This window comes from Hoeflea sp. TYP-13 (genome assembly GCF_040932035.1).
Lineage (GTDB): Bacteria > Pseudomonadota > Alphaproteobacteria > Rhizobiales > Rhizobiaceae > Hoeflea_A.
This window is the reverse complement of record NZ_JBFRBB010000004.1, coordinates 377,383-401,627: the sequence shown is the minus strand read 5'-3', so window position 1 is coordinate 401,627 and position 24,245 is coordinate 377,383. Positions and strand designations below refer to the sequence as shown.

General features: G+C 59.1%; 22 protein-coding genes. 10 read left to right on the top strand and 12 right to left on the bottom strand.

Features of this window, described 5'->3' with window-relative positions:
- Nucleotides 1-9: 9 nt before the first annotated feature.
- The 6 genes from recF to mutM form a co-directional block, all read right to left on the bottom strand.
- Entirely contained in the window at nt 10-1,155 is a 1,146-nt protein-coding gene (recF, locus tag ABVT35_RS22160; RefSeq protein WP_368469708.1) for a DNA replication/repair protein RecF, read from the bottom strand.
- A 22-nt stretch (nt 1,156-1,177) separates the two neighbouring features.
- Nucleotides 1,178-2,296 (bottom strand): DNA polymerase III subunit beta, encoded by a 1,119-nt coding sequence (gene dnaN / locus ABVT35_RS22155; RefSeq protein ID WP_368469411.1) that lies wholly within the window; start codon nt 2,294-2,296, stop codon nt 1,178-1,180.
- A 301-nt stretch (nt 2,297-2,597) separates the two neighbouring features.
- On the bottom strand, nt 2,598-4,145 hold the full coding sequence (gene dnaA, locus ABVT35_RS22150; RefSeq protein ID WP_368469409.1) for a chromosomal replication initiator protein DnaA: 1,548 nt from the start codon (nt 4,143-4,145) through the stop codon (nt 2,598-2,600).
- A gap of 763 nt (nt 4,146-4,908) precedes the next feature.
- Nucleotides 4,909-5,175, bottom strand: a complete 267-nt coding sequence (gene rpsT, locus ABVT35_RS22145) for a 30S ribosomal protein S20 (protein ID WP_368469407.1) — start codon at nt 5,173-5,175, stop codon at nt 4,909-4,911.
- Nucleotides 5,176-5,324: 149 nt separating this feature from the next.
- On the bottom strand, nt 5,325-6,098 hold the full coding sequence (locus ABVT35_RS22140) for an enoyl-CoA hydratase (protein ID WP_368469405.1): 774 nt from the start codon (nt 6,096-6,098) through the stop codon (nt 5,325-5,327).
- A gap of 39 nt (nt 6,099-6,137) precedes the next feature.
- Nucleotides 6,138-7,028: a bifunctional DNA-formamidopyrimidine glycosylase/DNA-(apurinic or apyrimidinic site) lyase gene (gene mutM / locus ABVT35_RS22135; protein ID WP_368469403.1), complete on the bottom strand. Its 891-nt coding sequence runs from the start codon at nt 7,026-7,028 to the stop codon at nt 6,138-6,140.
- Nucleotides 7,029-7,170: 142 nt separating this feature from the next.
- On the opposite strand from mutM, the gene ubiE reads away from it, so the two are divergent.
- From ubiE to coaBC, 3 genes are read left to right on the top strand one after another with little or no spacing between them, the layout of a single operon-like run.
- A complete protein-coding gene (gene ubiE, locus ABVT35_RS22130; protein WP_368469402.1) occupies nt 7,171-7,947 on the top strand; it encodes a bifunctional demethylmenaquinone methyltransferase/2-methoxy-6-polyprenyl-1,4-benzoquinol methylase UbiE in 777 nt (258 codons plus the stop codon).
- A 39-nt stretch (nt 7,948-7,986) separates the two neighbouring features.
- Complete coding sequence (ubiB, locus tag ABVT35_RS22125) at nt 7,987-9,558, top strand: 2-polyprenylphenol 6-hydroxylase (RefSeq protein ID WP_368469400.1); 1,572 nt, start codon at nt 7,987-7,989, stop codon at nt 9,556-9,558.
- 51 nt (nt 9,559-9,609) lie between these two features.
- Nucleotides 9,610-10,998 (top strand): bifunctional phosphopantothenoylcysteine decarboxylase/phosphopantothenate--cysteine ligase CoaBC, encoded by a 1,389-nt coding sequence (coaBC, locus tag ABVT35_RS22120; RefSeq protein ID WP_368469399.1) that lies wholly within the window; start codon nt 9,610-9,612, stop codon nt 10,996-10,998.
- On the opposite strand, the gene ABVT35_RS22115 is transcribed toward coaBC, so the two are convergent.
- Nucleotides 10,980-11,789 carry a class II glutamine amidotransferase gene (locus tag ABVT35_RS22115; RefSeq protein WP_368469397.1) on the bottom strand — a complete coding sequence of 270 codons (810 nt, stop codon included), beginning with the start codon at nt 11,787-11,789 and terminating at the stop codon, nt 10,980-10,982. The two genes, coaBC and ABVT35_RS22115, sit on opposite strands and share 19 nt — an antisense overlap.
- Before the next feature lie 291 nt (nt 11,790-12,080).
- On the bottom strand, nt 12,081-12,296 hold the full coding sequence (locus ABVT35_RS22110; protein ID WP_368469395.1) for a DUF6356 family protein: 216 nt from the start codon (nt 12,294-12,296) through the stop codon (nt 12,081-12,083).
- 115 nt (nt 12,297-12,411) lie between these two features.
- Between ABVT35_RS22110 and ABVT35_RS22105 the strand changes: the two genes are divergently transcribed.
- Complete coding sequence (locus tag ABVT35_RS22105; RefSeq protein WP_368469394.1) at nt 12,412-12,882, top strand: Lrp/AsnC family transcriptional regulator; 471 nt, start codon at nt 12,412-12,414, stop codon at nt 12,880-12,882.
- Between the two features lie 108 nt (nt 12,883-12,990).
- Nucleotides 12,991-13,896 (top strand): pirin family protein, encoded by a 906-nt coding sequence (locus ABVT35_RS22100; RefSeq protein WP_368469392.1) that lies wholly within the window; start codon nt 12,991-12,993, stop codon nt 13,894-13,896.
- Here ABVT35_RS22100 and ABVT35_RS22095 read toward each other — a convergent pair.
- Both ABVT35_RS22095 and ABVT35_RS22090 read right to left on the bottom strand, forming a co-directional pair.
- On the bottom strand, nt 13,886-14,980 hold the full coding sequence (locus tag ABVT35_RS22095; protein ID WP_368469391.1) for a DUF2855 family protein: 1,095 nt from the start codon (nt 14,978-14,980) through the stop codon (nt 13,886-13,888). The two genes, ABVT35_RS22100 and ABVT35_RS22095, sit on opposite strands and share 11 nt — an antisense overlap.
- A gap of 81 nt (nt 14,981-15,061) precedes the next feature.
- On the bottom strand, nt 15,062-16,651 hold the full coding sequence (locus ABVT35_RS22090) for a peptide chain release factor 3 (RefSeq protein WP_368469390.1): 1,590 nt from the start codon (nt 16,649-16,651) through the stop codon (nt 15,062-15,064).
- 121 nt (nt 16,652-16,772) lie between these two features.
- On the opposite strand from ABVT35_RS22090, the gene dut reads away from it, so the two are divergent.
- From dut to ABVT35_RS22075, 3 genes are all read left to right on the top strand, one after another.
- Nucleotides 16,773-17,240: a dUTP diphosphatase gene (dut, locus tag ABVT35_RS22085; protein WP_368469706.1), complete on the top strand. Its 468-nt coding sequence runs from the start codon at nt 16,773-16,775 to the stop codon at nt 17,238-17,240.
- A gap of 241 nt (nt 17,241-17,481) precedes the next feature.
- On the top strand, nt 17,482-18,453 hold the full coding sequence (cysK, locus tag ABVT35_RS22080) for a cysteine synthase A (RefSeq protein WP_368469388.1): 972 nt from the start codon (nt 17,482-17,484) through the stop codon (nt 18,451-18,453).
- A 239-nt stretch (nt 18,454-18,692) separates the two neighbouring features.
- Nucleotides 18,693-18,950, top strand: coding sequence for a YjhX family toxin (locus tag ABVT35_RS22075; RefSeq protein WP_368469387.1), 258 nt, complete (start codon nt 18,693-18,695; stop codon nt 18,948-18,950).
- A 326-nt stretch (nt 18,951-19,276) separates the two neighbouring features.
- On the opposite strand, the gene ABVT35_RS22070 is transcribed toward ABVT35_RS22075, so the two are convergent.
- Together ABVT35_RS22070 and ABVT35_RS22065 are read right to left on the bottom strand one after the other, a co-directional pair.
- Nucleotides 19,277-20,083, bottom strand: a complete 807-nt coding sequence (locus tag ABVT35_RS22070) for a hypothetical protein (RefSeq protein ID WP_368469385.1) — start codon at nt 20,081-20,083, stop codon at nt 19,277-19,279.
- A 190-nt stretch (nt 20,084-20,273) separates the two neighbouring features.
- Entirely contained in the window at nt 20,274-21,806 is a 1,533-nt protein-coding gene (locus ABVT35_RS22065) for a YifB family Mg chelatase-like AAA ATPase (protein WP_368469384.1), read from the bottom strand.
- Between the two features lie 223 nt (nt 21,807-22,029).
- On the opposite strand from ABVT35_RS22065, the gene ABVT35_RS22060 reads away from it, so the two are divergent.
- Together ABVT35_RS22060 and ABVT35_RS22055 are read left to right on the top strand one after the other, a co-directional pair.
- Nucleotides 22,030-22,650 carry a ribonuclease D gene (locus tag ABVT35_RS22060; protein ID WP_368469382.1) on the top strand — a complete coding sequence of 207 codons (621 nt, stop codon included), beginning with the start codon at nt 22,030-22,032 and terminating at the stop codon, nt 22,648-22,650.
- Between the two features lie 115 nt (nt 22,651-22,765).
- On the top strand, nt 22,766-23,953 hold the full coding sequence (locus tag ABVT35_RS22055; RefSeq protein WP_368469381.1) for an adenylate/guanylate cyclase domain-containing protein: 1,188 nt from the start codon (nt 22,766-22,768) through the stop codon (nt 23,951-23,953).
- The last annotated feature ends 292 nt before the right edge of the window (nt 23,954-24,245 follow it).

Here is a 24,245-nt window from a genome sequence, read left to right as displayed (position 1 = left end):
GGCAATGCATCAGCCGGCGGCTTCCGCAGTCACTTCGCCAGCCTTCACATTGAAGAATTGCGCACGCTCGCCAAGGGCTGAAAACATCTGCCTGTCGGTGCCTGTCATGAAGGCCTGGCCGCCCAGATCATCGACGAGATCAAAAAGCGCCGCCCTTCGCCCCTCGTCGAGATGTGCGGCGATTTCGTCAAGCAGCATGATCGGCGCATGGCCGCTGATGTCGCCGGTCAACCGGGCATGGGCCAGAACCAGACCGACCAGCAGCGCCTTTTGCTCACCCGTCGAACAGCGTGCCGCGTCCATGTTCTTTTCACGGTGGCGGATCAGGAGATCCGACCGGTGGGGGCCGGTCAGGGTCCGTCCGGCCGCTGCATCACGGCTGCGCATTTCAGACAGATAGCCGGCAAAACCATCCTCCCGCTCTGCAGCGGTTTCGCCGCTCAGCTCGCCGAGGAAATCCTGCAGCGCCACATCGGCCTGCGGAAACGGATTATTCCCCTGTGCGTCATCAATGAGCTTTGCGAGCATGGCCACAAGTTCGCGCCTGGCAAGGGCAATCGCCACCCCGAGCTCGGCCATCTGCGCTTCTATACCGTCGAGCCAGACCGGGTCGAGCCGTCCTTCCGAAAGCAGACGGTTGCGGCTGCGCATTGCGCGTTCATAGTCGAGCACCCGTCGTCCGTGACCGGGATCGATCGACAGTACCTGCCGGTCCAGGAAGCGGCGGCGGTCCGCTGCCGGCCCGGTGAACAGCCCGTCCATGGCCGGGGTCAGCCATACAATGCGCAGATGATCGAGGAGTTCGTCGTTGGAGCGGGCTGCCGTGCCGTTGATTTTCAGCTTGCGGCCGATCCCGCCCGCAGCCTCGGCTTCACCGCCACCCGAAGTGCCGATCTCCACCGGACCCTCCATACCTTCCAGGGCGGCAAAGACGGTAAAGCCCTGTGTCGAGCCAACCCGGCAGACATCACCATAGGCGGCGCGGCGAAGGCCCCGGCCGGGAGAAAGGAAGGAAACGGCTTCCATGAGGTTGGTCTTGCCGGCACCGTTTTCGCCGGTCAGCACCACGTGGCGTTTGTCCAGGTCGAGCGTGAGCTGGCCGTAATTTCGAAAATCAGTGAGTTTCAGGCGGGTCAGATAGGCAGCGTTCACAATCGGATCCCTATCCGGCCCTCAATCACACCCTCATCGGCATCAGCACGTAGAGGGCGCTGTCTTCAGCCACATCGCGCACCAGTGTGGGCGAGCCGGGGTCGGCAAAAAGGAATATCGCCTCGGCGCCGCTGAACTGGCCGGTTATGTCGAGCAGGTATTTGGCATTGAAACCAATTTCCAGCGCCTCGTTCTTGTAGCCGACCGCAAGTTCTTCGGTGGCACTGCCTGAATCGGGGTTGTTGACGGTCAGCGTCAAAAGCCCCTCCGACAGGGCGAGCTTCACCGCCCGCCCCCGCTCGGACGAAATGGTCGACACGCGGTCAACGGCCGCCGCAAAGGGGGCGCAGTCGATGGTCAGTTCCTTGTCGTTGCCGGACGGAATGACACGCTGATAATCGGGAAAGGTGCCGTCGATCAGCTTCGACGTCAAAAGCACGCCGCCGATGGTGAAGCGGATCTTGGCTTCCGACACTTCCACGGTCACGGCGACATCGGGATCGTCGACCAGTTTTTGCAGCTCACCGACCGTTTTACGCGGAATGATAATACCGGGCATGCCTTCAGAACCGGAAGGCGCCTCGACATCCGCACGGGCGAGACGGTGGCCGTCGGTGGCGACAGCGCGAAGCTTCAGCTCGCCCTCTTCCTCGATCGTGTGCATAAATATGCCGTTGAGGTAGTAGCGCGTCTCTTCCGTGGAAATTGCGAACTGGGTGCGGTCGATCAGCATTTTGAGATCTGTCGACTGGAGGCGGAACGTGTGGCTGAATTCACCGGCCGTCAGGTCCGGGAAGTCGGATTCCGGCAGGCACTGCAGCGAAAATTTCGATCGGCCCGAGGCAACCGTCATGCTGCCGCCATCCGGCTCGACAGCCAGCAGAACCTCGGCCCCGTCCGGCAGCTTGCGGACAATGTCGTAAAGCAGGTGCGCGGGCACCGTGGTCGAACCCGCCTGTTCCACATTGGCGGCCGTTGCCTCTGTCACTTCAAGATCCAGATCGGTCGCTTTCAGATCGATCGTAGCGCCATCGGCCCTCAACAGCACGTTGGACAGGATCGGGATCGTATTGCGCCGCTCCACCACCCGGTGGACGTGGTTCAGTGATTTCAGGAGGTTGGAACGCTCAATTGTCACACGCATGGGTCTTTACACCAAATTCCTGTTGTTCTGATCGCCGGTATCCGGTCTGGGATCGGCATCAGACTTTCCGGGCCGCCCGTCAATAAGATACGCCCGGCCATACCGGGACTTTGCCTTTGGGACAAGCAAAATGACAGATTTACCTGCCATTAGGCAAGTTTATGGCGCATGAGTCGGCCAGCAGGGACCGGCTTTCTGGGGATAAGGTGAAAAACACAGCCTGCAGCCTGCAACCGGCGGAGCCGGATACAAAAAGGCCCCGCGCGGGCGGAGCCTTGTGAACCGGGTCTCGGCTCCAGGATTATTCGCTGATGAGGCGGCGCAGAAGCTCGACTTCGTGCGAGAGCTTGGTGTCCTGCTCCAAGAGGTTCTCGATCTTGCGAACGGCGTGCAGGACCGTTGTATGGTCGCGGCCGCCGAAGCGTCTGCCGATCTCAGGGAATGAACGCGGCGTCATTGTTTTCGACAGGAACATGGCGATCTGCCGCGGCTTGACGATGGTGCGGGTGCGCCGGTTGGAAATCATCTCCTGCCGGGACACGTTGTAGTGGCGTGACACGATGCGCTGGATGTCCTCGATGCGTACGCGCTTCGGCTCACCGGCATTGACAAGGTGCCCGAGCAGTTCGTCGACCCGGTCGATGGACAATGTGGGCTCGAAAGAACGGCGGAAAAGCAGCTGATTGAAGGCGCCTTCCAGTTCACGGCCGCTGGAGGTCACGTGCCGGGCCACATGGGCGAGGATTTCCGTCGGGATATCGAGCGAGCAGTCCTCCTGCTGGGCCGCAGCCAGGCGGCGCTTGAGGATTTCCAGACGCATTTCATAGTCGGGCGCCTCTATCTCGATGGCGACACCACCCTGGAGCCGGGAGCGGACGCGTGCGTCAAGCGACTCCAGCTCCCAGGGTGCCCGGTCCGCCGCAACCACCACCTGCCGTGCAGAGTCCAGCAGCATGTTCAATAGATGACAGAATTCATGCTGAATCGATTTGCCCTGCAGAAACTGCATATCGTCAATGACAAGCAGGTCGATATTGCGAAGCGACTCCTTGAAGGACAGCGCGTCATTGTCACGAATGGCCGTCGCAAAACGCCACATGAAATACTCGGCGGTCAGGTAAACAACGCGCGGCTTGCGCTCGCTTTCATTGGCGGCAAGCGCGATGGCCTGAAGCAGGTGGGTCTTGCCCAGCCCGACGCTTGAGTGAACGAACAGCGGATTGAACCGGACGGCACTGCTGCCGGCTTCCGCAATGGTCTTGGCCGCAGCCAGGGCGACACGGTTCGAAGCCCCTTCGACAAAGGCACTGAAGGAATAGCGCGCATCAAGAGGCGATCCGGAAACCGACCCTCCCTCGGCCGGGCGCAGCTGAGTTTTCTTTGCCTTGGCGGCAACATGCTGTGCGGGTGCGCGGTTTGCCTGCGTGCCTGGAACGGTCGACTGCTGGACGTCTGAAATTTCCGATGACTGGATGAGACGATTGCCGCGCGTTGCCGATCGCACAACGATCTCGACGCGATTGATTTCGGTATTTTCTTCGCTGAAAAGCTGGGTCAACAGATCCAGATAACGGTTGTTGATCCAAGAGCGTAAAAACGTTGTGGGTACTGAAAGACGAACAATGCTCTGCGAAATGGATTCCAGTTTCAGTCGTCCGAACCAGCTTGAAAAAACGTCCGGGCCGACCTGTGCCTTCAGTCGGGTCTGAACCCGTCCGAAGAGTACATCATGCGTCATATCTGATTTCCCCGCCTCCGTGGAAGGAGCAGCCTTTGTGGGAGGAGGTGGCGCGGCGTCTTTCGATTCCCGCAAATTAGATCGCACCGATGCTCCTGATAACCCCTGCATTTGGCCTTCTCCTGTATCGTTATTATTGTCCCGGCCATGCGGCCGACCTTGCTAATTTTTAACGTACCAATCCCCTGAAACCTGCTGTGCAAAAACCCCTTTCTATCTCCGTCAGTAATCCCCAACCGGTTACAACCAAGGTGCAACGGACCACCTAGCGTAACCTTCTTCCCGGCCAATGCGCCGCCCCTTCAGCAATGCGCACAAACGTCCCCACGTCCGGATTCGTACCCGAACCACAACCGGGAAATTTTGATGAATCGTGCCGCAGAATGCGAACACTGCAATGAAGGATGAAAACAAAGAAACTGCCGAAGACACCAGCAGCATCTAATTCAGAACTTGTTGTTTGCGACCTCCATGCAGGCTCATTAAGGCAGCGTTAGAAGCCGAAGGTCAAGGAGGGTTTCGGGAAGAACCCGGCGGCATCGGCCTGCAAATGCAATGCGGCTCAAACGTGCATCCAGTGCGCCTTCCCCTAACGCGTTTGGAATCAATGGCTTTTTAAAAATCGCAGGGGGAGGTGTTGCTCAAATGCAAAAAAACAAAAAAAATCTCTTGACTCGAAAATAGTTCAACGAGTTTTCCAAAGGTCTAGCAAGGAATTTTAAACCTCCCGTAACCTTTTGTTTTTTTTGATAAAAACTTGCTTTTCGAAAATTAGTTCGCGCGTATTTATTACAAGTATATTACAGCGAGTTGATTGAATCGTTAAAGCCCGGCCAACGGCCAGGCTGCTTGCGACAGAGCTAAATAATTGCAATTAGGCGCTGATTGCCTTTACGCGCCGTGCCAGGCGAGAAACCTTGCGCGAGGCGGTGTTGCGGTGAACTACACCTTTGGTTGCTGCCCGCATTAGTTCCGGCTGAGCCTGCTTGAGCGCTTCCGCAGCTGCTGCCTGGTCGCCGGACGCGATCGCTTCTTCGACCTTGCGGATGAAACCGCGCACCCGCGAGCGACGTGTCTTGTTTACTTCCGTGCGCCGAGCGATCTTACGGGTCGCTTTTTTCGCCGAAGCTGTATTGGCCATCTAATTCTCTCTTTGCGTTCGTGCAACGCTCCATATCTTTCACTCAGGTTAGCCAACCCGTGTTTGAACCGAAAGGAGCAGAAAAAACTGAGGTGGCCACCGGGGCCACCAAATCCGTGCGGGGCATATAGCCGGAAAGTCCGGTGCCGTCAACGGTTCTTGAACTGCGCTTTGCGTTTCTCTGCAAATGCGCTCATGCCTTCCTTCTGGTCTTCGGTGGCGAACAGGGAATGGAACACCCGACGCTCGAAACGGATACCCTCTTCAAGAGTGACTTCAAAGGACCGGTTGACGCTTTCCTTGGCCATGCGGACGGATGGTTGGGAGAACCCGGCAATTGTCTCGGCCGCCTTGATCGCGGTTTCGATCAGCTCGGTGGCAGGCACGACCCGGGCAACAAGTCCTGACCGCTCGGCCTCGTCGGCATCCATCATTCTGCCCGTCAGGCAAAGATCCATCGCCTTGGCCTTGCCGACCGCACGCGTCAGGCGCTGGGTGCCGCCCATACCCGGAATGGTTCCGAGCGTGATTTCCGGCTGGCCGAACTTGGCGGTGTCGGCGGCAATGATGAAATCGCACATCATGGCAAGCTCACAACCGCCGCCAAGCGCATAGCCGGCGACAGCGGCGATCATCGGTTTGTGCACATTTCCGACCTTGTCCCAACCGCCGATGAAGTCGCCCATATAGGCTTCGACGAAATTAAGGCTCTGCATTTCCTTTATATCTGCGCCGGCGGCAAAGGCCTTTTCGGATCCGGTGATCACGATGGCGCCGATCTTGGCATCCTGATCGAAGGCCTGCACCGCATCCAGCAGTTCCGCCATCAGCGCGGAATTGAGCGCGTTCAGCGCCTGGGGCCGGTCCAGCGTGATCAAGCCAATGCCGCCACGGGTTTCAACCTTGATGGATTCATATGCCATGTTCGAATTCCCTTTCCTTCGTCTATTTAGATCAACCGGTCAGCGCTGACAGGCCGGACAGTAAAATGTCGAGCGTCCGCTTTGTACAATTCGCCGGATATTTCCACCACAGCCGTCGCGTCTGCAAGGCTCTCCTTCTCGATCATAAGTATTAAAGCTGTGCTGGAAATAGCCAAGGGTGCCGTCGGCCTGCCGGTGGTCGCGCAGTGACGAGCCACCCGCCTCGATCGCGGCCGCAATGACGGTGCGTACCGCGCGGGTCAGCTCCTCGAGCCGTTTGACGGGCTCGCCTGAAGCCGATACCAGCGTGCCGGCCGCTCGGCGCGGCGACAGTCCCGACTGCCACAGGGCTTCGCAGACATAGATATTGCCAAGACCGGCGATGATCCTCTGATCGAGCAACGCCGCCTTCAAAGGCGCCTTTTTGCCGGCAAAGTGTTTGGCAAGATGTTCCGCGTTAAGCGCATTGCCGGTCGGCTCCGCACCGAGGTCCCGGATCAGCGGATGATCCTCGAGGCCGTTGCTGTCGCTCAACAGCATGAAGCCGAAACGCCGCGGGTCATTATAGACGACCCTTGCCCTGCCCCCGGGGCCATCGAGATGAAAGACGACATGATCGTGCTTTTCATCCTTGCTGCGGTCATGGTGGAAATGACCGGGTGTCCCGCCAGCGGCATCACTGTCAACATAGTAGGATCCGGACATGCCGAGATGCGAAATCAGAACCGATCCGTCGTCCAAACCGATCAGCAGGTATTTGGCGCGCCTGTGCAGCGCAGTGATGCTGCGCCCTTCGACACGGGCGGCAAAATCTTCAGGAAATGGAAAGCGCAGATCGGCGCGGCGCTGCTCGAGGCGTTCGACGGTTGCACCCTCCATTGCCGGCTGCAGGCCGCGGCGGACGGTTTCGACTTCGGGCAGTTCAGGCATGGGGCCTCGGTACGTTGGCTTTTGGTTCGACTTGACCTATAAGCGGCGCGACTTTGCCGCACCGGCAAACTGGTGAGCCTGATAGCGCATCTTTGCGCCTTAGGCTATTGTTCCTGTCGAATTGAGTATCGGAGTTCTTTGAATGTCTGAAACGCGCACTTCCGCCGCCGGCGGCATGGAAACATCCTACGGCTTCAGGCAAGTCGGTGAAGGCGAGAAACAGGGGCTCGTCAATGACGTCTTCCATGGCGTTGCCCGGCGCTATGACATCATGAACGACGTCATGTCCGCCGGCATGCACCGGGTGTGGAAGGACGCCATGATCAGCGCCCTCAATCCGCAGCGGAACGGGAACTACAAAGTGCTTGATGTGGCGGGCGGCACTGGGGACATCGCTTTTCGCATCATCGAGGCTTCGCGCCGTCTGGCACATGCAACCATTCTCGACATCAACGGCTCGATGCTTGAAGTCGGCCGGCAGCGTGCTGCCAAGCGCAGGCTTGAAGAAAACCTGACATTCGTCGAGGCCAATGCCGAGGATCTGCCGTTTGAAGACAATTCCTTCGACGCCTACACCATCGCATTTGGCATACGCAACGTGCCGCGCATCGATGTGGCCCTCAAGGAGGCCTATCGGGTGCTGAAGCGCGGCGGGCGGTTCCTGTGCCTTGAATTTTCCGATGTGGACATGCCGGTCTTCGAAAAGTTCTATGACGCCTGGTCGTTCAACGCGATCCCGCAATTCGGGAAAGTGATTACCGGCGACGGCGAACCATACCGCTATCTGGTCGAATCCATCCGCAAGTTCCCCGACCAGCCGAATTTTGCCGCGATGATCGAAAACGCCGGTTTCTCCCGGGTCAAATGGACCAACTATACGGGCGGCGTCGCTGCCCTGCATTCCGGCTGGAAGCTCTAAACAAACACTCAAACGCTTGCTGAAACGGCCCGGCAGATCATGAACAGTTTCCTTGCCTATTATCGTCTGATGCGCGCTGGTTGGGTCATGGCCCGCGAGGGCGTGATCGCGTCACTGCCGGTCGAGGGCCTTCACGGCCCGGCACGGCTGGGGCACAGGATTGCAACGATGATTGCACGGCGCAAAGCGCAAAGCGCAGACCGCGCCGAGCGGCTTGCGCGCGCCGTGGAACGGCTCGGCCCGTCCTATGTGAAGCTGGGACAGTTCCTCGCCACCCGTCCGGACGTCGTCGGCCAGTCGCTGGCAGAAGACCTTTCCCTGCTGCAGGACCGCATGGACACTTTCTCCCAGCAAAGCGCAAGGGAACGGATTGTCGGCTCGCTCGGCCGCGAGATCGACGATCTTTACAGCGAATTTGGCGAACCGATCGCCGCCGCATCGATCGCGCAGGTCCATCCCGCCACAACGAGCGACACCAACGGCATGCACAAAGTGGCCGTGAAGGTGGTGCGGCCCGGCATCCGCAAACGGTTTCATCGGGATCTCGAAGCCTTTTATCTTGTCGCGCGCCTTGCGGAGCGAATGGCGCCGGCGACGCGGCGGCTGAGGCCGGTCGACGTCGCCCACACGCTGGAACAGACGACGAAGATCGAAATGGATTTCCGCCTTGAGGCGGCAGCGCTTTCGGAACTTGCGGAAAACACGCGCGACGATCCGGGCTTTCGTGTGCCGCAGGTGGACTGGGAGCGCACCGGGCGCGACGTTGTCACGATGGAGTGGATCGACGGCATCAAGATCGCCGATATCGAGACTCTGAAAGAGGCCGGTCATGACCTTGCACACCTGTCCGAGGTGCTGATCCAGTCATTCCTTCGCCACACGCTGCGCGACGGCTTCTTCCATGCGGATATGCATCAAGGCAATCTCTTCGTCGATCCGGACGGAACGATCGTGGCGGTCGATATGGGCATCGTTGGCCGGCTTGGTAAAAAAGAACGCCGCTTCCTTGCCGAAATCCTTTACGGCTTCATCCGCCGCGACTACCGCCGGGTGGCCGAGGTTCATTTTGAAGCCGGCTACGTACCTGCCCATCACGACATGGCCAGCTTTGCTCAGGCGATCCGCGCCATTGGCGAGCCGATCCACGGCCAGTCGGCCGAAACTATCTCCATGGCGAAACTGCTGACGCTGCTATTTGAAGTCACGGAGCTGTTCGACATGCAGACACGGCCCGAACTCATCATGCTGCAGAAAACGATGGTCGTTGTCGAAGGGGTCTCCAGGCTGCTCAACCCGCATTTCAACATGTGGAAGGCTTCGGAGCCGGTCGTCGGCGACTGGATCGCGCGCAATCTGGGGCCGGCGCGTGTCGTTACCGACATCAAGGACGGGCTGCACGCGGCGGTCAAGCTGGCCGAACAGGCGCCGGAAATTGCGGCAAGGGCCGAACGGCTGTCGGAGGAACTGGATACCATGAGCCGCGACGGGCTGCGCTTCGATGCACAGACAGCAGAGGCCATCGGCAAGGCGGAAGCGCGCCACTCGCGCTCCGGACGCATCGCCCTATGGGTGATTGCATTGACTGCAATATATATTGCATTTCAATTGTGAATTGATTTCATTGCTAGCAATTTGGTAGGATCCCTCGCAAGGGAGACCTTCATGGCCAGCATCACCATTCGAAATCTCGACGACGCGACCAAGCAGCAGCTGCGCGAACGCGCCGCCCGCAACGGCCGATCGATGGAAGAGGAAGTGCGCCACCTGCTGCGCGATACGACTACCCCGGCGCCCGACAATGCGGACCGCATCTGGCCGGAACCTGCCGGCAGCGCAACTTTGTCGGGCAAACGCATCCTTCTCATCATCACCGGCGGGATTGCAGCCTACAAGTCGCTTGATCTGATTCGCCGGCTGCGCGAGCGCGGCGCGTCGGTGAGGCCCGTCATGACACGGGGCGCGAAGGAATTCATAACACCGCTCGCGGTCGGCGCGCTTGCCGCAGATACGGTTTTCGACGATCTGTTTTCACGCGAGGACGAGCACGATGTCGGCCATATCCGCCTTGCCCGCGAGGCCGATCTTGTCGTGGTCGCGCCGGCAACCGCCGATTTCATCGGCAAAATGGCGCTTGGCCTTGCCGATGATCTGGCCTCGACCGTCATTCTTGCGAGCAACCGGCCGCTGCTTGTCGCACCGGCGATGAACCCGGTCATGTGGAACGCCCCTGCATTCCAGCGCAACATGCAGCAATTGCGCGGGGACGGCGCCCATATTGTCGGCCCGATGCGCGGCGAGATGGCGGAAAGCGGCGAGGCGGGCACCGGGCGCATGGCCGAACCGCTCGATATCGTTGCCGCCGTCCAGCACATTCTCGACGACCGTCCGAAGCCGCTTGCCGGCCGGACAGCGATTGTCACCTCAGGTCCGACCCACGAACCGATCGATCCGGTGCGCTACATCGCCAACCGCTCCTCCGGCAAGCAGGGCCACGCGATTGCCGCTGAACTGGCGGCGCTCGGTGCGGCCGTGACCCTGGTTTCAGGGCCGGTCACTATTTCCGATCCGCAAGGAGTCACGACAGTCCATGTCGAAAGCGCGCGCGAGATGCTCGAAACGGTCGAGCAATTGCTGCCAGCGGACATCGCGGTCATGGTTGCCGCCGTTGCCGATTGGCGCACGGCGGGTGAATCGGGTGAAAAAATCAAAAAGAAGCCGGGCAAGGCGCCGCCGCCGCTGAAGCTGACGGAAAATCCCGACATCCTCAAAACCGTCGGCCACCACAAAAAGCGCCCTTCCCTCGTCGTGGGTTTTGCCGCCGAAACCCAGAACCTCATCGACAATGCCCGCGCCAAGCTGGAGCGCAAGGGCGCCGACTGGATCGTCGCCAATGACGTTTCGCCGGAAACCGGCATCATGGGGGGCGACCGTAACCATGTGCGCATCGTCTCTGCATCGGGCGTCGAGGACTGGCCGGAGATGGACAAGCAATCGGTGGCGGCAAAACTGGCGCTGGAAATCGCCCAGCGTCTTCAGACCGCGATTGCCTGAACGCACCGCCGTGGCTCGAACGTGCTGATCGACAACCCATCGGCGCGTACGCGCACGAAACTGCCCGTCGGTATCTCGGACCAGCGGCTGACGTCCTCGTCGAAAGGTTCAGAGACCAGGCAGTAGCCGTCTTCCTTCATTGCCGCCGACATCGGGCCCGAATAGAGCGTCGGTGCATGCCGGTCCGTCGCGTAGCGCACGCAAAAAAGCGCATCGCCGTCGCTATAGGCGGAGGTGAAGCGGATCAGCGGCCTTGCGCCAAGATCCTCTGCCTGCGACAGGACAAATCCGAGCGTTTCCTCCATTGCACGCTTCGGATTTGCATCCAGCCCGAATTCAAGTGCCAGCAGAAACAGAAGTTCGGAATCGGTCGAGCCCTTCCGCTCGCCATAAAGCCGGTCGCTCAGCCGCGCCTCAAGCCGCCGCTCGAGACGATCGAAGTCACCAAGCTGACCGTTATGCATGAAAGACCAGCGTCCGTGGACAAACGGATGGCAATTGTCCCTCGTTGTGCGACCCGCGGTCGAGGCGCGCACATGGGCAAGAAACAGTTCCGAACCGATCTGCCGCGCCAGCGAGCGCAGATTGTCGTCCGACCAGGCCGGCAGGATGTCGCGGTAGTGGCCCGGCTCATCCCGCTCTCCATACCAGGCAATGCCGAAACCATCACCGTTGGTCGCCGTCTTCGCCTCGGTCGCGCATTGCGATTGGTCGATCAGCGAGTGCGTCGGGGACGTCACGAGATCTTCAAGAAAGCGTCGCCGGCCGTGATAGGCTACCCATCTGCACATTGTTAAAACCTGCCTTGTTCAGATGGAACCATTTGACCGGGGCTTTTTTGCCCACCGGCCGGACCAGTTGCACGCGGTAACCCCAGTCCACCACAAGCGCTGGTCAACGACACCGGAGGACAGTATTGCCCGGCCCCTTCAACGTTGTTTGTCACAATCTTTCTTCCTTTCAGGGGTGGGGAAGTCGACCCATAGCGTCGTTACACCGCCCATATGACGCGCTCCCGTCGCGCCCGGTCGAGTGGATCGATATCCGCCATCAAATGATCCCATCTGATCAAGGCGAGCTTTCTATCCGTTCCGGTTATGCATGCGATGATGCATAGCATTGATCATGCCGCTTGCGGTTTTTTCAAAAAGAAAAGGCAAAAACGCATGAACAAAAGCCGCGCAGGAGGCAAGGAACAGGCGTGCCGAGAAACCCGCGGCGAACCGCATGTGCTCAAGATAAGTTTCGTCGACGGATTTCGGATGGTCGGTAAACAACCGGGTGATCGGTTTTGTCATGGCGGTATCCCCTTGAACGGATTTTGCAGTTTTTAGACAGGATAAGCCGCGCTTATCGGGATATGTTCCCAATTATTCTGTATTTTCTCTCGATATTGGGATATATGTCCCAACAATGCGTAAAATTGATGAAATTGATCACAAGATACTGCACGAACTGCAGCGCGATGGCGGCCTGTCCATCGAATCGCTGGCGGAAAAGGTGCATCTATCGCGCAACGCCTGCTGGCGACGACTGAGAGCTTTGGAGGATGGCGGCGTGATCAAGGGCCGGGTCGCGCTGGTCGATGCCGAGCAAATCGGTTGCGGTCTCTCTGTCTTCATTTTCATCCGCACCGCCAATCACGACCCCGACTGGCTGGCGCAGTTTCGCGAGGCCGTCGTCAGCCTGCCGGAAATCACCGGCGTGCACCGGACCAGCGGCGAACTCGACTATGTGCTCAGGGCGCGCGTTGCGGATGTCAAGGCCTATGACCGGCTCTATCAGCGGCTGATCGCCCGGGTGCCCCTGGCCGACGTCAACGCTTCCTTCGTCATGGAGGATATCAAGGACACGACCGCGCTGCCGCTCGTCAACACCGTGTGACCGCATCTTCGCCTTCTGTCTTCTATTGCTGAACGGTGCGTCTTCGCAGCTCTTCTTAATTCACCGGCCGGGCTCGCTATATTCTGGGTCAACCAAGGAGACAGGCCCATGTCCATTCGACCGGTCAAACAGATTTCATCCGCAGTCCCGACAATGGAAGGGGCCGGCGTCAAGCTGCACCGCGCATTCGGCTTTACCGACCCGACGCTGGCCGATCCGTTTTTGCTGTTCGACGATTTCCGCAATGAAAGGCCGGAAGACTATCTTGCCGGATTTCCCTGGCATCCGCACCGCGGTATCGAGACGATCACCTATGTGCTTGCCGGAACGGTCGATCATGGCGACAGTCTTGGCAACCAGGGCACGCTGGGCGCCGGCGACGTGCAATGGATGACGGCCGGCAGCGGCATCATGCATCAGGAAATGCCGCAGGGCGATGCGCATGGCCGAATGCACGGTTTTCAGCTCTGGGCGAACCTGCCTTCTTCTCTGAAGATGACCGATCCGCGCTATCAGGACATCAAGGCAGCCGACATACCCGAGGTTATCGACGACGACGGAACGGTCGTGCGCGTGGTGTGTGGCGATTTCTGGGGCAAATCAGGACCGGTGGACGGCGTGTCGGCCGATCCGCTCTATCTCGACATTTCCGTGCCCCCGGGCAAACGGAAGACATTGCCGGTCGACACCTACAGGTCGGCCTTTGCCTATATTTTTGCGGGGTCAGGCAGCTTTTCCGGTGCGTCAAAGCCTTTCGGCGTGCTGACCGAAAAGGAAATCGGCGGCGAAGAGCTTCTGTTGCGCGATCAATCGGGTGACCGCACATTGGTGGTCTTCGATACGGGCGACGAAATCACCGTTCAGGCGGGCGATGAAGGTGTCCGTTTCCTGCTCGTTTGCGGCAAGCCGATCCAGGAGCCGGTCGCCTGGCACGGGCCGATTGTCATGAATACGCGCGAAGAACTGGTTCAGGCGATCCGCGAATTGCAGTCCGGCACATTCATCAAGAGCTGAGATCGATCACAAGGCCGGTGTGGGGCGAGATTTTGCCATCGCGCAAATCGTCGAAGACGCTCTCCACATCCTGCAGGCCGGCTGTCGTCTCATAGGTCAGCCACGATCCGCTCTTTTCGGCGACGGAGCGCCAGAAGGCAAAGGCGCGTTTTTCAAATTCGCCCTTGCCCCACTCGCCGGCGCGCTTCTGGATGTGACCGGGCGCAAAGAACATGGCGCTACGCTCGCGAATAAAGCCCGGACCCATCTGGTTTTCCGACCAGTGGGTAACGCCGACATTGGAGCAGTAGCGCATATTGTCGCCGAGATGGGAATGAAGATCGGAAAGTACCGTGCCCGAGCCCGACATGTCTATGATCGCAGTCGGCCTGCCCGCATCGACCGATGCGATCGCGTCATAGGTCAGGACGTCATCATAGAGGTCGAGGGATTTGACCAGCTCCAGGTTCCGGTTCGAGGTCATGCCGATGCTTTTCGGCGCATTGGCATTGTCGGCGAGCGCATAGGCAAGGCCGATGGCCGTCTTGCTCGATGCACTGATGACGATCACCTGTTCGGCGCCGAACCAGCCATTGTCGGAAAAGAAATCCTGCAGGCAGAACGAGGTGGCGTAGAGCGGGTGCAAAACCATGCGGGCATTGTCGAAGGCGCGCTCGTAGCCGGGTTGGCCGGCAAGGCGCATGTAGGAATTGTAAACCGGCGGCAGGGCGGCACGGTGAGCTGCGGCGTCGGACAGGCGCGTTTCGCTCACCCTGTCAGGCCGCATGACAAGATGCGTCGCCATCGGGAAATAGCCGTAGAGCCGTTCACCGACCGGCACATCCGGTGCCTGCGAGGCAACCACATCGGCAAAGCCCCAGACGGGAATGATGCCCCAGCCGCCGTCGTCGTTGTCCGCCGGCGGAAAGAAGTTCCAGTAGCCGATCCGCTCACCGACGACGCCATAGGTGATGTTGTTGGCGGTCAGCCCGAAGCGGTCGACCTTGACCAACACCTCGCCGTCTTCAAGCTCCGGCACCTCCTGGCGGACAAGCCTGTGCGAGGAGAGATCGTCCTTGCGGACCTGAAACTGCTGCACTGTCATGATTCTTCCTCCCGGTTGCCGGGCAAGCTATCGCGGGACCAGCCATGTGGAAACCGGTTTTGAAGAAAAATCGAACGCGTATTATGCCGCCTTCTGGGCGTGATACTCCTTGACGTGCGCAAAGCGGATCGCCGGCCAGCGCTCGGATTCATAATTAAGCGAAAATCCGTCCGAGGCCATGAAGACAGCGTCGCCGTCGAGATCGCGAGCAATGTCGCCCCGCTTGGCGTTGATGAATTTATCAACATCGGCGTCGCTGTTGGCTGAAATCCAGCGGCATATGTTGAAGCGCGCCGTCTCGAAGCTCACCGGCAGCCCGTATTCGGCCTTCAACCGCTCCTTCAATACATCGAGCTGCAGGGCGCCGATGACACCGACGATGGCGGGAGAGCCGTCTTCAGGGGAAAACAGCTGCACGACGCCTTCTTCGGCCATCTGCTGCAGCGCTTCTTTCAGCTTCTTGGCTTTCATGGCGTCTTCAAGCCGGACGCGGCGCAGGATTTCAGGCGCGAAGTTCGGAACGCCCTGGAAGACGATGTCCTCGCCTTCCGTCAGCGTGTCGCCGATGCGCAGCGTCCCGTGGTTGGGAATACCGACCACGTCGCCGGCATAGGCATCGTCGGCGAGCTGGCGCTGATGGGCAAAAAAGAATTGCGGCGCCGACAGGCCAAGTGTCTTGCCGGTGCGCGACAGCCGCGCCTTCATGCCGCGCTGCAGGCGGCCGGAACACACACGCACAAAGGCTATGCGGTCCCGGTGATTGGGGTCCATGTTGGCCTGGATCTTGAAGACGAAGGCCGTCATCTTGGCATCCGTCGCACTGACGAGCCGCGTATCGGCCTTCTGGGCACGCGGCTGCGGCGCATATTTTCCAAGTGCGTTGATCAGGTCGCGTACGCCATAGTTGCGAAGCGCCGAACCGAAATAGACCGGCGTCAGGTGACCCTCGCGGAAGGCCTCCAGGTCGAATGGCCGGCAGGCTTCGATCGCCAGAGACGTTTCTTCGATGAATGTGTCGCGCTCGTTTTCCGGCAAGAGCCCGGCGGCACTGTCGGCTTCCGGGCCGTTGACCGGCGTCGGCGTTTCTTCACTGTCCATTTGACGCACGGCATTGTCGGCAAGATGATAGGTGCCGGTGAAAGTGCGGCCGCGGCCGATCGGCCAGGTCATTGGCGCGGTGTCCAGCGCCAGCTTGTCCTCGATCTCGTCGAGGATTTCAAACGGGTCACGGCTCTCGCGGTCCATCTTGTTGACGAAGGTGATGATGGGAATATCACGCAGGCGGCAGACCTCGAACAGCTTCAGTGTGCGCGGCTCGATGCCCTTGGCCGCGTCGATCACCATGATCGCCGCATCGACGGCCGTCAGCGTGCGGTAGGTGTCGTCGGCAAAATCCTCATGGCCGGGCGTGTCGAGCAGGTTAAAGACATGGTCGCCATATTCGAAGGTCATGACGGAGGTGACGACGGAAATACCGCGGTCGCGCTCGATCTTCATCCAGTCGGAACGCGAATGCATGCGGTCCTTCTTCGCCTTGACCTCTCCGGCAAGCTGGATGGCGCCGCCGAACAGCAGCAGCTTTTCGGTGAGCGTGGTCTTACCCGCATCCGGGTGGGAAATGATGGCAAACGTGCGCCGGCGTGCAACGGCCTTGGCAAGATGGTCTGTCATGCAGAGAAAATCCTGTTGAATTGCGGCCCTTCTAACGCCTGTTGCGCGCCGTTGCAATTGACGAACGAAATCGAGGCGGCAAGAGTGCGGCATGACTGACAGCAAAGAATACAATTCGAGCATGAAACACACCGATGCGGCGCCCGTCGTCGGGCTGGTGCGCCTGCCGCACGGCGACGGCCTTGCCCTGCCCGCCTACGAGACCGAAGGCGCCGCCGGCATGGACCTTCGCGCCGCGAATGACGAGCGTATACCGGTGGTACTTGCACCTGGCGAAAGGACGCTGGTGCCGACGGGCTTCATTTTTGAAATCCCGCACGGGTTCGAGGCGCAGATCCGGCCGCGCTCCGGCCTTGCCTTCAAAAACGGCATCACCTGCCTTAATACGCCGGGAACGATCGACAGCGACTATCGCGGCGAGGTGCAGGTATTGCTGATCAATCACGGTGCGGAGAGCTTTACGGTCGAGCGCGGCATGCGCATCGCCCAGATGATCATCGCCCCGGTGGTTCAGGCGAAAGTGGAGGAACGGACCTTGGCGCAGGAAACCGCGCGCGGCAGCGGCGGGTTCGGCTCGACGGGGCATTGAGGCCGCAAAAAATTTCCACAGAACCTATCCACATGGCTTGTGTTTAGACTTTTTATCCATTTTCCTTCAACTTCGGAAATCGTTTTCTAACATTTGACGATAATTTGTGGCAGAGCCACTGGTATTGTGGCGGCATCGCCCCTACCTTTGGCACAACGCGGGCCGCCACCGGCCCGGCTGATCATTCGAGGAGCCACGGAACCGTTGTGGCTACAGGGTCTTGCTACCAAGGAGTATCTTCATGTCTCTATCAGAAAGAAAGCCGGGACGCGGGCGCATATATGATTCCATAACGCAGACCATTGGCGATACGCCAATCGTGCGGCTGGACAAGCTCGCCGCTGAAAAAGGCGTCAAGGCAAACCTGCTGGCCAAGCTGGAATTCTTCAATCCGATCGCCAGCGTCAAGGACCGGATTGGCGTTTCCATGATCGAGGCAATGGAAAAGGCCGGCACCATTATACCCGGCAAATCCGTTCTGATCGAGCCGACATCGGGCAACACAGGGATAGCGCTTGCCTTTGCCGCGGCGGCAAAGGGATACCGCCTTATCCTGACAATGCCGGAGACGATGTCGGTCGAGCGGCGCAACATGCTGGCCCTGTTCGGCGCTGAACTGGTGCTCACCGAGGGGCCCAAGGGCATGAAAGGCGCCATTGCAAGGGCCGAGGAGCTGGCCGCTGAAATTCCGGATGCGGTGATCCCGCAGCAGTTCGAGAACCCTGCCAATCCGCAGATACACCGCGAGACGACCGCCGAGGAGATCTGGAACGACACCGATGGCGGCATCGATATTCTGGTTTCCGGTATCGGCACGGGTGGCACCATCACCGGCGCGGGCCAGGTGCTCAAATCACGCAAACCGGACATGAAAATCATTGCGGTCGAGCCGGAAGATTCTCCGATTCTTTCCGGTGGCGAACCCGGGCCGCACAAGATCCAGGGCATCGGCGCCGGATTTGCCCCGGCCATTCTCGACACGGATATCTATGACGAGGTGATAACGGCCACCAATGATGAGGCATTTGAGCTTGCCCGCCTGGTTGCACGTCTTGAAGGCGTTCCCGTCGGTATTTCGTCTGGCGCGGCGCTCAGCGCCGCGATCAAGGTCGGCCAGCGGCCCGAGAGCGAGGGCAAGACGATTGTGGTCATCATCCCGTCCTTTGCCGAACGTTACCTTTCGACGGCGCTGTTCGAAGGTGTTGGCCAATAACAACAATGCCGGCTATGTATTTAAAGATCGGCTGCCGGCGTTGTTGACGCCGGTGGTCTTGCAATCCCCTTCCATTGATTTTATCTAAGCAGCGTCAATAAATGGAGTTTTGATGCGCGGACGAAAAGAGTCCCGGTAAAGCCCGGTCAAGGAAGACCGGGCGATAATCATAATGCTGCCGCAGGCAAGAGCGCCGCGGCATGCTTTGTGTTATGCGCAGCAAAACTTCGGACTAATCAATGGACATATCCAGGCATGAGCAACGGGTGCTGCACCTGCTTGCTCAAGGCGGTCATATCCTCGTCGAGAAAGACGAGCGCGGCCGCATTATCGACAACTCCTGCGTCACGCGCGATGGCTGGTACTGGAGGGGCTGTACGCCGGCACTCTTCAAAAAGCTGAAACGAAGGCGCTACATCGCGTCGAAAGGCGGCGGCCCTTATCGCATTACGCAGCTGGGGCTTACCCGTGTGCGTTCCCAGGCAAACAACCGCTGAGTAAAAAAGGAACTGGAGGCGGCATTGCCGCCTCCAGATTGCCAGACCCGAGCGCCCCCGGCCATTAGCCGACGGGTCTGACCAGATGAAATCACACGCCAGTGGAGATCATCGATCGGTGGCTGGAGGCGTGGCAGACGCCTCCAGCACTGCCGGACCGCCAGGGGTAAATGATCCCAACGGGGTGGTGATCCGGCAGAATTGCCCAAGTGCGGGCGCAAAAGCCCACCCGGCGCGATCGCGCAAGCACGCATCGCAACTTCTGTTTTCAATCATTCCGAAATTTGATCGGCGCCTTGTTACAGGCAGGGCGCCGAATCAGAGCTTCATTCGGCCCACAGTCCGAGTGCCGGCTGGTTGTTCAGATACTCTACCAGGGTGATTTTCCGGTCGCGGTTCTCGTCGAGAACGGCAAAGACCATTCTCACGTCGCTTTCCAGATCGGGGTTGGCATTGTCCTGAAGATCATCATTTCCAAGTTCCGCCTGCAGGGCCTTGTCACACGCCTCGCTGACTTCGAAGACTTCCTCCGCCACAACAGCCTTGAGTTCATTGCGGTCAAGGAAACCGTTCTTGTTTGTGTCGAGAACCTCGAACTCCTTGGTATGTATCTTGATGAACGCATCCAGCAGTTCCGTGTAATCGAGCCCGCCATCCCGGTTCACATCGAAGGCTGAAAAATCCTGCAACGGATCCTGGAGAGCCTCCGACAATTCGGCTTCACAGGCTGCGGGCATTTTGAAATCGGCAAACTCCTTGTCATCAACTACTTCTGCACCCTGCAGATAGGCCTCGTGCTCATTCCTGGTGATGATCCCGTCGCCGTCCAGATCCATTTCCGCGAAAGTTACACGGACATCCGGCCGCGCCGATACGTCGCCTGGCGTCGTAAAGTTCCAGGCAACGGCCAATGCAACAATGGCGATGCCCGACATGGCCAATGTGGTTGCGCGACGCGATGTGAATGACAGTCCTGCATTTTTTTCTTTGTCGGCTGAGGCGGAGATTTCCCTTTGCAGAAGCTGACGAATGAGCCTGCTTGTCGATTGACCGCGTTGCCCGCTCAACTCGGCTACTCGCTCCTTGAACTCAGGCGAAATACGAAGTTCGATCGTTTCGGTTTTCTTGCTCATCCTCACACACCATTCACAAGGGTTCCGCCGTGCGCCAAAGACAGGTTCGTACCTTTTGATGACAATCTCAACATATTCCGCGCGCTGACGCAGGTAAAATCGTGTCCGGTCATCTCAAAAAAATGTCCGGACATTTTTATCATTGAAATACAGTTGGTTAAAGGCCCTTTGGCCATATTTCCAACCCCTCTTATGCAGCAGCGGCGAGACCATCGGCGGCGAGCCGGTAGGAAATCGCCTCGGCAATGTGCATTCGGCCGACATTCGAAGCGCCCTCAAGGTCGGCAAGCGTGCGGGCAACCTTCAGTACCCGATGATAGGCGCGTGCAGAAAATTTCATCTGTTCGGCAGCATTCTGCAGCAGTTCCGTTCCCGGCGTGTCGGGTGCGGCAATCTCCTCGATCAGCGATGTCGGACACAGCGCATTGGACGTGATCCCCGGCTGGCCGAGTTCCCTAAACCGCTCCTTCTGGCGCTCGCGCGCCATGGCAACCCTTTGCGCGACATCGGCGCTGCTCTCGCTGTTGCCGGGCTTGATGAGATCCACCGCTGTGACTGCGGGCACCGAAATCCTCAAATCGATGCGGTCGAGCAGCGGGCCCGAGATGCGCGCCTGATAATCCGCCTGGCAGCGCTGTCCGCGCGCGCAGACATGTCCGGGCTCACCGGCCATGCCGCAGCGGCACGGATTCATCGCGGCAATCAACTGTATGCGCGCCGGATAGCTGACATGATGGTTGGCGCGGGCAATGATGCACTCGCCGCTTTCGAGCGGCTGGCGCAGGGAATCAAGCACCTGCGGCGTAAATTCCGGAAATTCGTCGAGAAACAGCACGCCATTGTGGGCGAGCGACACTTCACCGGGTTTTGCACGAAATCCTCCACCCACCATCGCGGCCATCGAGGCGGAGTGATGGGGTGCCCGATAGGGGCGCCGGTCAGACAGCTCGCCACCCGTCAAGAGTCCCGCAATGGAGTGGATCATCGACACTTCAAGAAGCTCGGCCGGCGACAGCGGCGGCAATATGGACGGAAGCCGTGCCGCCAGCATCGACTTGCCAGAGCCGGGAGGGCCGGACATGAGCATATTGTGGGCGCCGGCGGCTGCGACCTCCAGCGCCCGTTTGGCCGTCTCCTGACCCTTGATGTCGGCAAGGTCAGGCAGATTGCCGGTGGCGTTTCGCATCGCCGGTTCGGGCCGCGACAGAACCTGCGTTCCCTTGAAATGATTGGCCATGGCAATGAGGCTGCGCGGGGCCAGAATATCCAGATCAGCGCTCGCCCAGGCCGCCTCCGGGCCGCAGGCGGCGGGGCATATCAATCCCTTTTCCCGGCTGTTGGCGCCAATTGCAGCCGGCAGCGCACCGGCAACCGGCGTGATCGTGCCGTCCAGCGACAATTCACCGAGAACAACATAGCCGGACAGCGCGTCTGCAGGAATTGCGCCAAGCGCCGCCATCAGGCCAAGCGCGATCGGCAAATCGAAATGGCTGCCTTCCTTTGGCAGGTCGGCGGGGGCAAGATTGACGGTGACCTTCTTTGCCGGCAATGAAAGACCCGAGGCGTGAAGGGCCGCCTGAACGCGCTCACGGCTTTCGGCAACCGCCTTGTCAGGCAGGCCGACGATGTTCATGCCGACCTTGCCCGGCGCTATCATGACCTGGACATCGACCGGCACTGCGCTGATGCCCTGAAATGAAACCGTGCTGACACGCGATACCATCTACACAATCCACCCGCGGTTGGTTGCAGCCTATGATCGTTCTACCCCAATGAATACACCATTGGCGCTCAATCAACAAGAACAAAAAAGGAACGTCGGCCGTCAGGGCGAATTCCGGTCGTGCGGGAACCGGCTGGACGGAAGGCCCGTTAGGCGATATGTCCATTGCGCGCCCGATTCCGGGCGCTTTGCGGATTCACGAGAAAAGCAACAGGTGCGAGCCATGACAATCCGGTTTCACAAGGGCGATATCAGCGAGAACGACGCGGCCCGTTACAGCGGTGATATTGCCATTGATACCGAAACGCTCGGCCTGAAGCCGCACCGCGATCGTCTGTGCGTTGTGCAGCTTTCGCCGGGCGACGGCAGCGCCGATATCATTCAGATTGCCAAGGGCCAGAAAAAAGCGCCGAACCTCACCGCCCTGTTGCGGGACCGCAAGAAGACCAAGATTTTCCATTTCGGCCGCTTCGACATTGCCGTCCTCTTCCATACATTCGGTATTACCTGCGAGCCGGTATTTTGCACCAAGGTTGCTTCACGTCTGACGCGGACCTATACGGACCGGCACGGGCTGAAAGATAATCTGCGCGAATTCCTCGATATCGATATTTCCAAGCAGCAGCAGTCATCTGACTGGGCGGCGGATCAGCTGAGCGACGCGCAACTTGAATATGCAGCATCGGATGTCCTTTACCTGCACGCACTGCGCGACAGGCTGCAGGAGCGCCTCGACCGCGACGGAAGGGCAAAACACGCAGACGCCTGCTTCAAATTCCTGCCGACACGATCAAAGCTCGACCTGATCGGCTGGGATGACACGGATATTTTCGCGCACAGCTGACAGCGCCTGTCGAAGAAGCCCGCCGCAGAGCACGCAATTTTGACTGGCCCCGCGAGCGACCCTCGCCGTATATTGACCGCTCGAACAGGCGCTAAGCGCGTAAGCCGAGGGGACAATGACCAAAACCGCCAAGGCAAAAGAGCCAGATCAAAAACCGCTATTTTCAACCGTTTCGGAATTGACGGACTGGATGATCGACGGCGCCCGGCCGAGCGCCGATGCCAGGGAAATCATAACCGGTATCTGCGAGGGGCTCGTCGGTCTCGGTGTGCGCATCGACCGTTTCATGCTGTTCATCTACACGCTGCACCCCAATCTCCTGGGCAGCCGGTTCCGCTGGATAAAGGGGGAAGGCGTCGATGTCGCGCATGCGCAAATGGGCACGTTTTCTCAGGAGGTTTACACCTCCAATCCGTTGCCGCGCGTCGTCGAAGAACAGGTGACAATCCGCAGGCACCTCGAAAGGACCGACTGCCCCGACGACTACATCATTGTCGGAGAACTGCGTGAACAGGGCTTTACCGATTATGTCGCACAGCCGTTGATCTTCACCACCGGCGAAACCCATGCATGTACCTGGTCCTCAGCCCAGCAGGGCGGCTTCAGCGACAGGGACATGGAGGTGCTTGGCCAGGTTAACCGGCCGCTCGCGCGGTTGACGGAAACCTATATGCTGCGTTTGAACGCCGCCATATTGCTTTCCACCTATGTCGGCCGCAACAGCGGACACCAAATTCTGGAAGGAAAGGTGCACCGCGGCGACGGCGAGGAAATCACCGCTGTCATCCTGTTTGTCGATCTGAAGAATTTCACCCAGCTTTCAAACGAAATACAGGGCACGGAGCTCGTCGGTCTGCTCAACGACACGTTCGACCACCTGGTTCCGCCCGTCACGGAACGCGGTGGCGAAGTGCTCAAATATATGGGCGACGGGTTTTTCGCCATCTTCCCCTACAAGGACGAGGAAGGTATTGCGGCAATGACACATGCCGCAATGGACGCTGTCATCGAGGGCGGCAAGGCACTGGCGGACGATGAGAAGGGCAGCAAGGTCGCGTTTCGTGCCGCGCTGCACTGCGGGACATTCCACTATGGCAATATTGGCGGAGCGGACCGCCTCGATTTCACCGCTATCGGACCGCCGATCAATTATACCGCCAGACTATTGTCGGCGGCGACAGACCTCGGCTGCGACCGGGTGCTGTCCTCGGATCTTGCCCGGCTCGCCCCGGAACGCTCCAGTGCCGCGGGAACTGTCGAACTGAAAGGTTTCGACGGAGAGCAGACGGTGTGGCGGTTTTAACCCGACGCCCGCCAGCTTGGTGCGGCGGAAATCCGGACAGGCGAATTATGTCAATCAGCCGTAAACATTGCGTGATCTGACCGAACCGAAACCTTCAATTCATCCCGCCTCCCTAAATACCGCCCCGCCCATTGAACTTAATTCAATATTTACCGAGATGAATTTCAGATCGGGTCGTTTTTTTATTCCGCATTTCCATTGTTTTATTCATAAGTATGATTTTTGAATCAAGATTATCTATTCGTATACGTTGATTCGACCAATTTATTCTTTCATGCTAGGAATTTATATC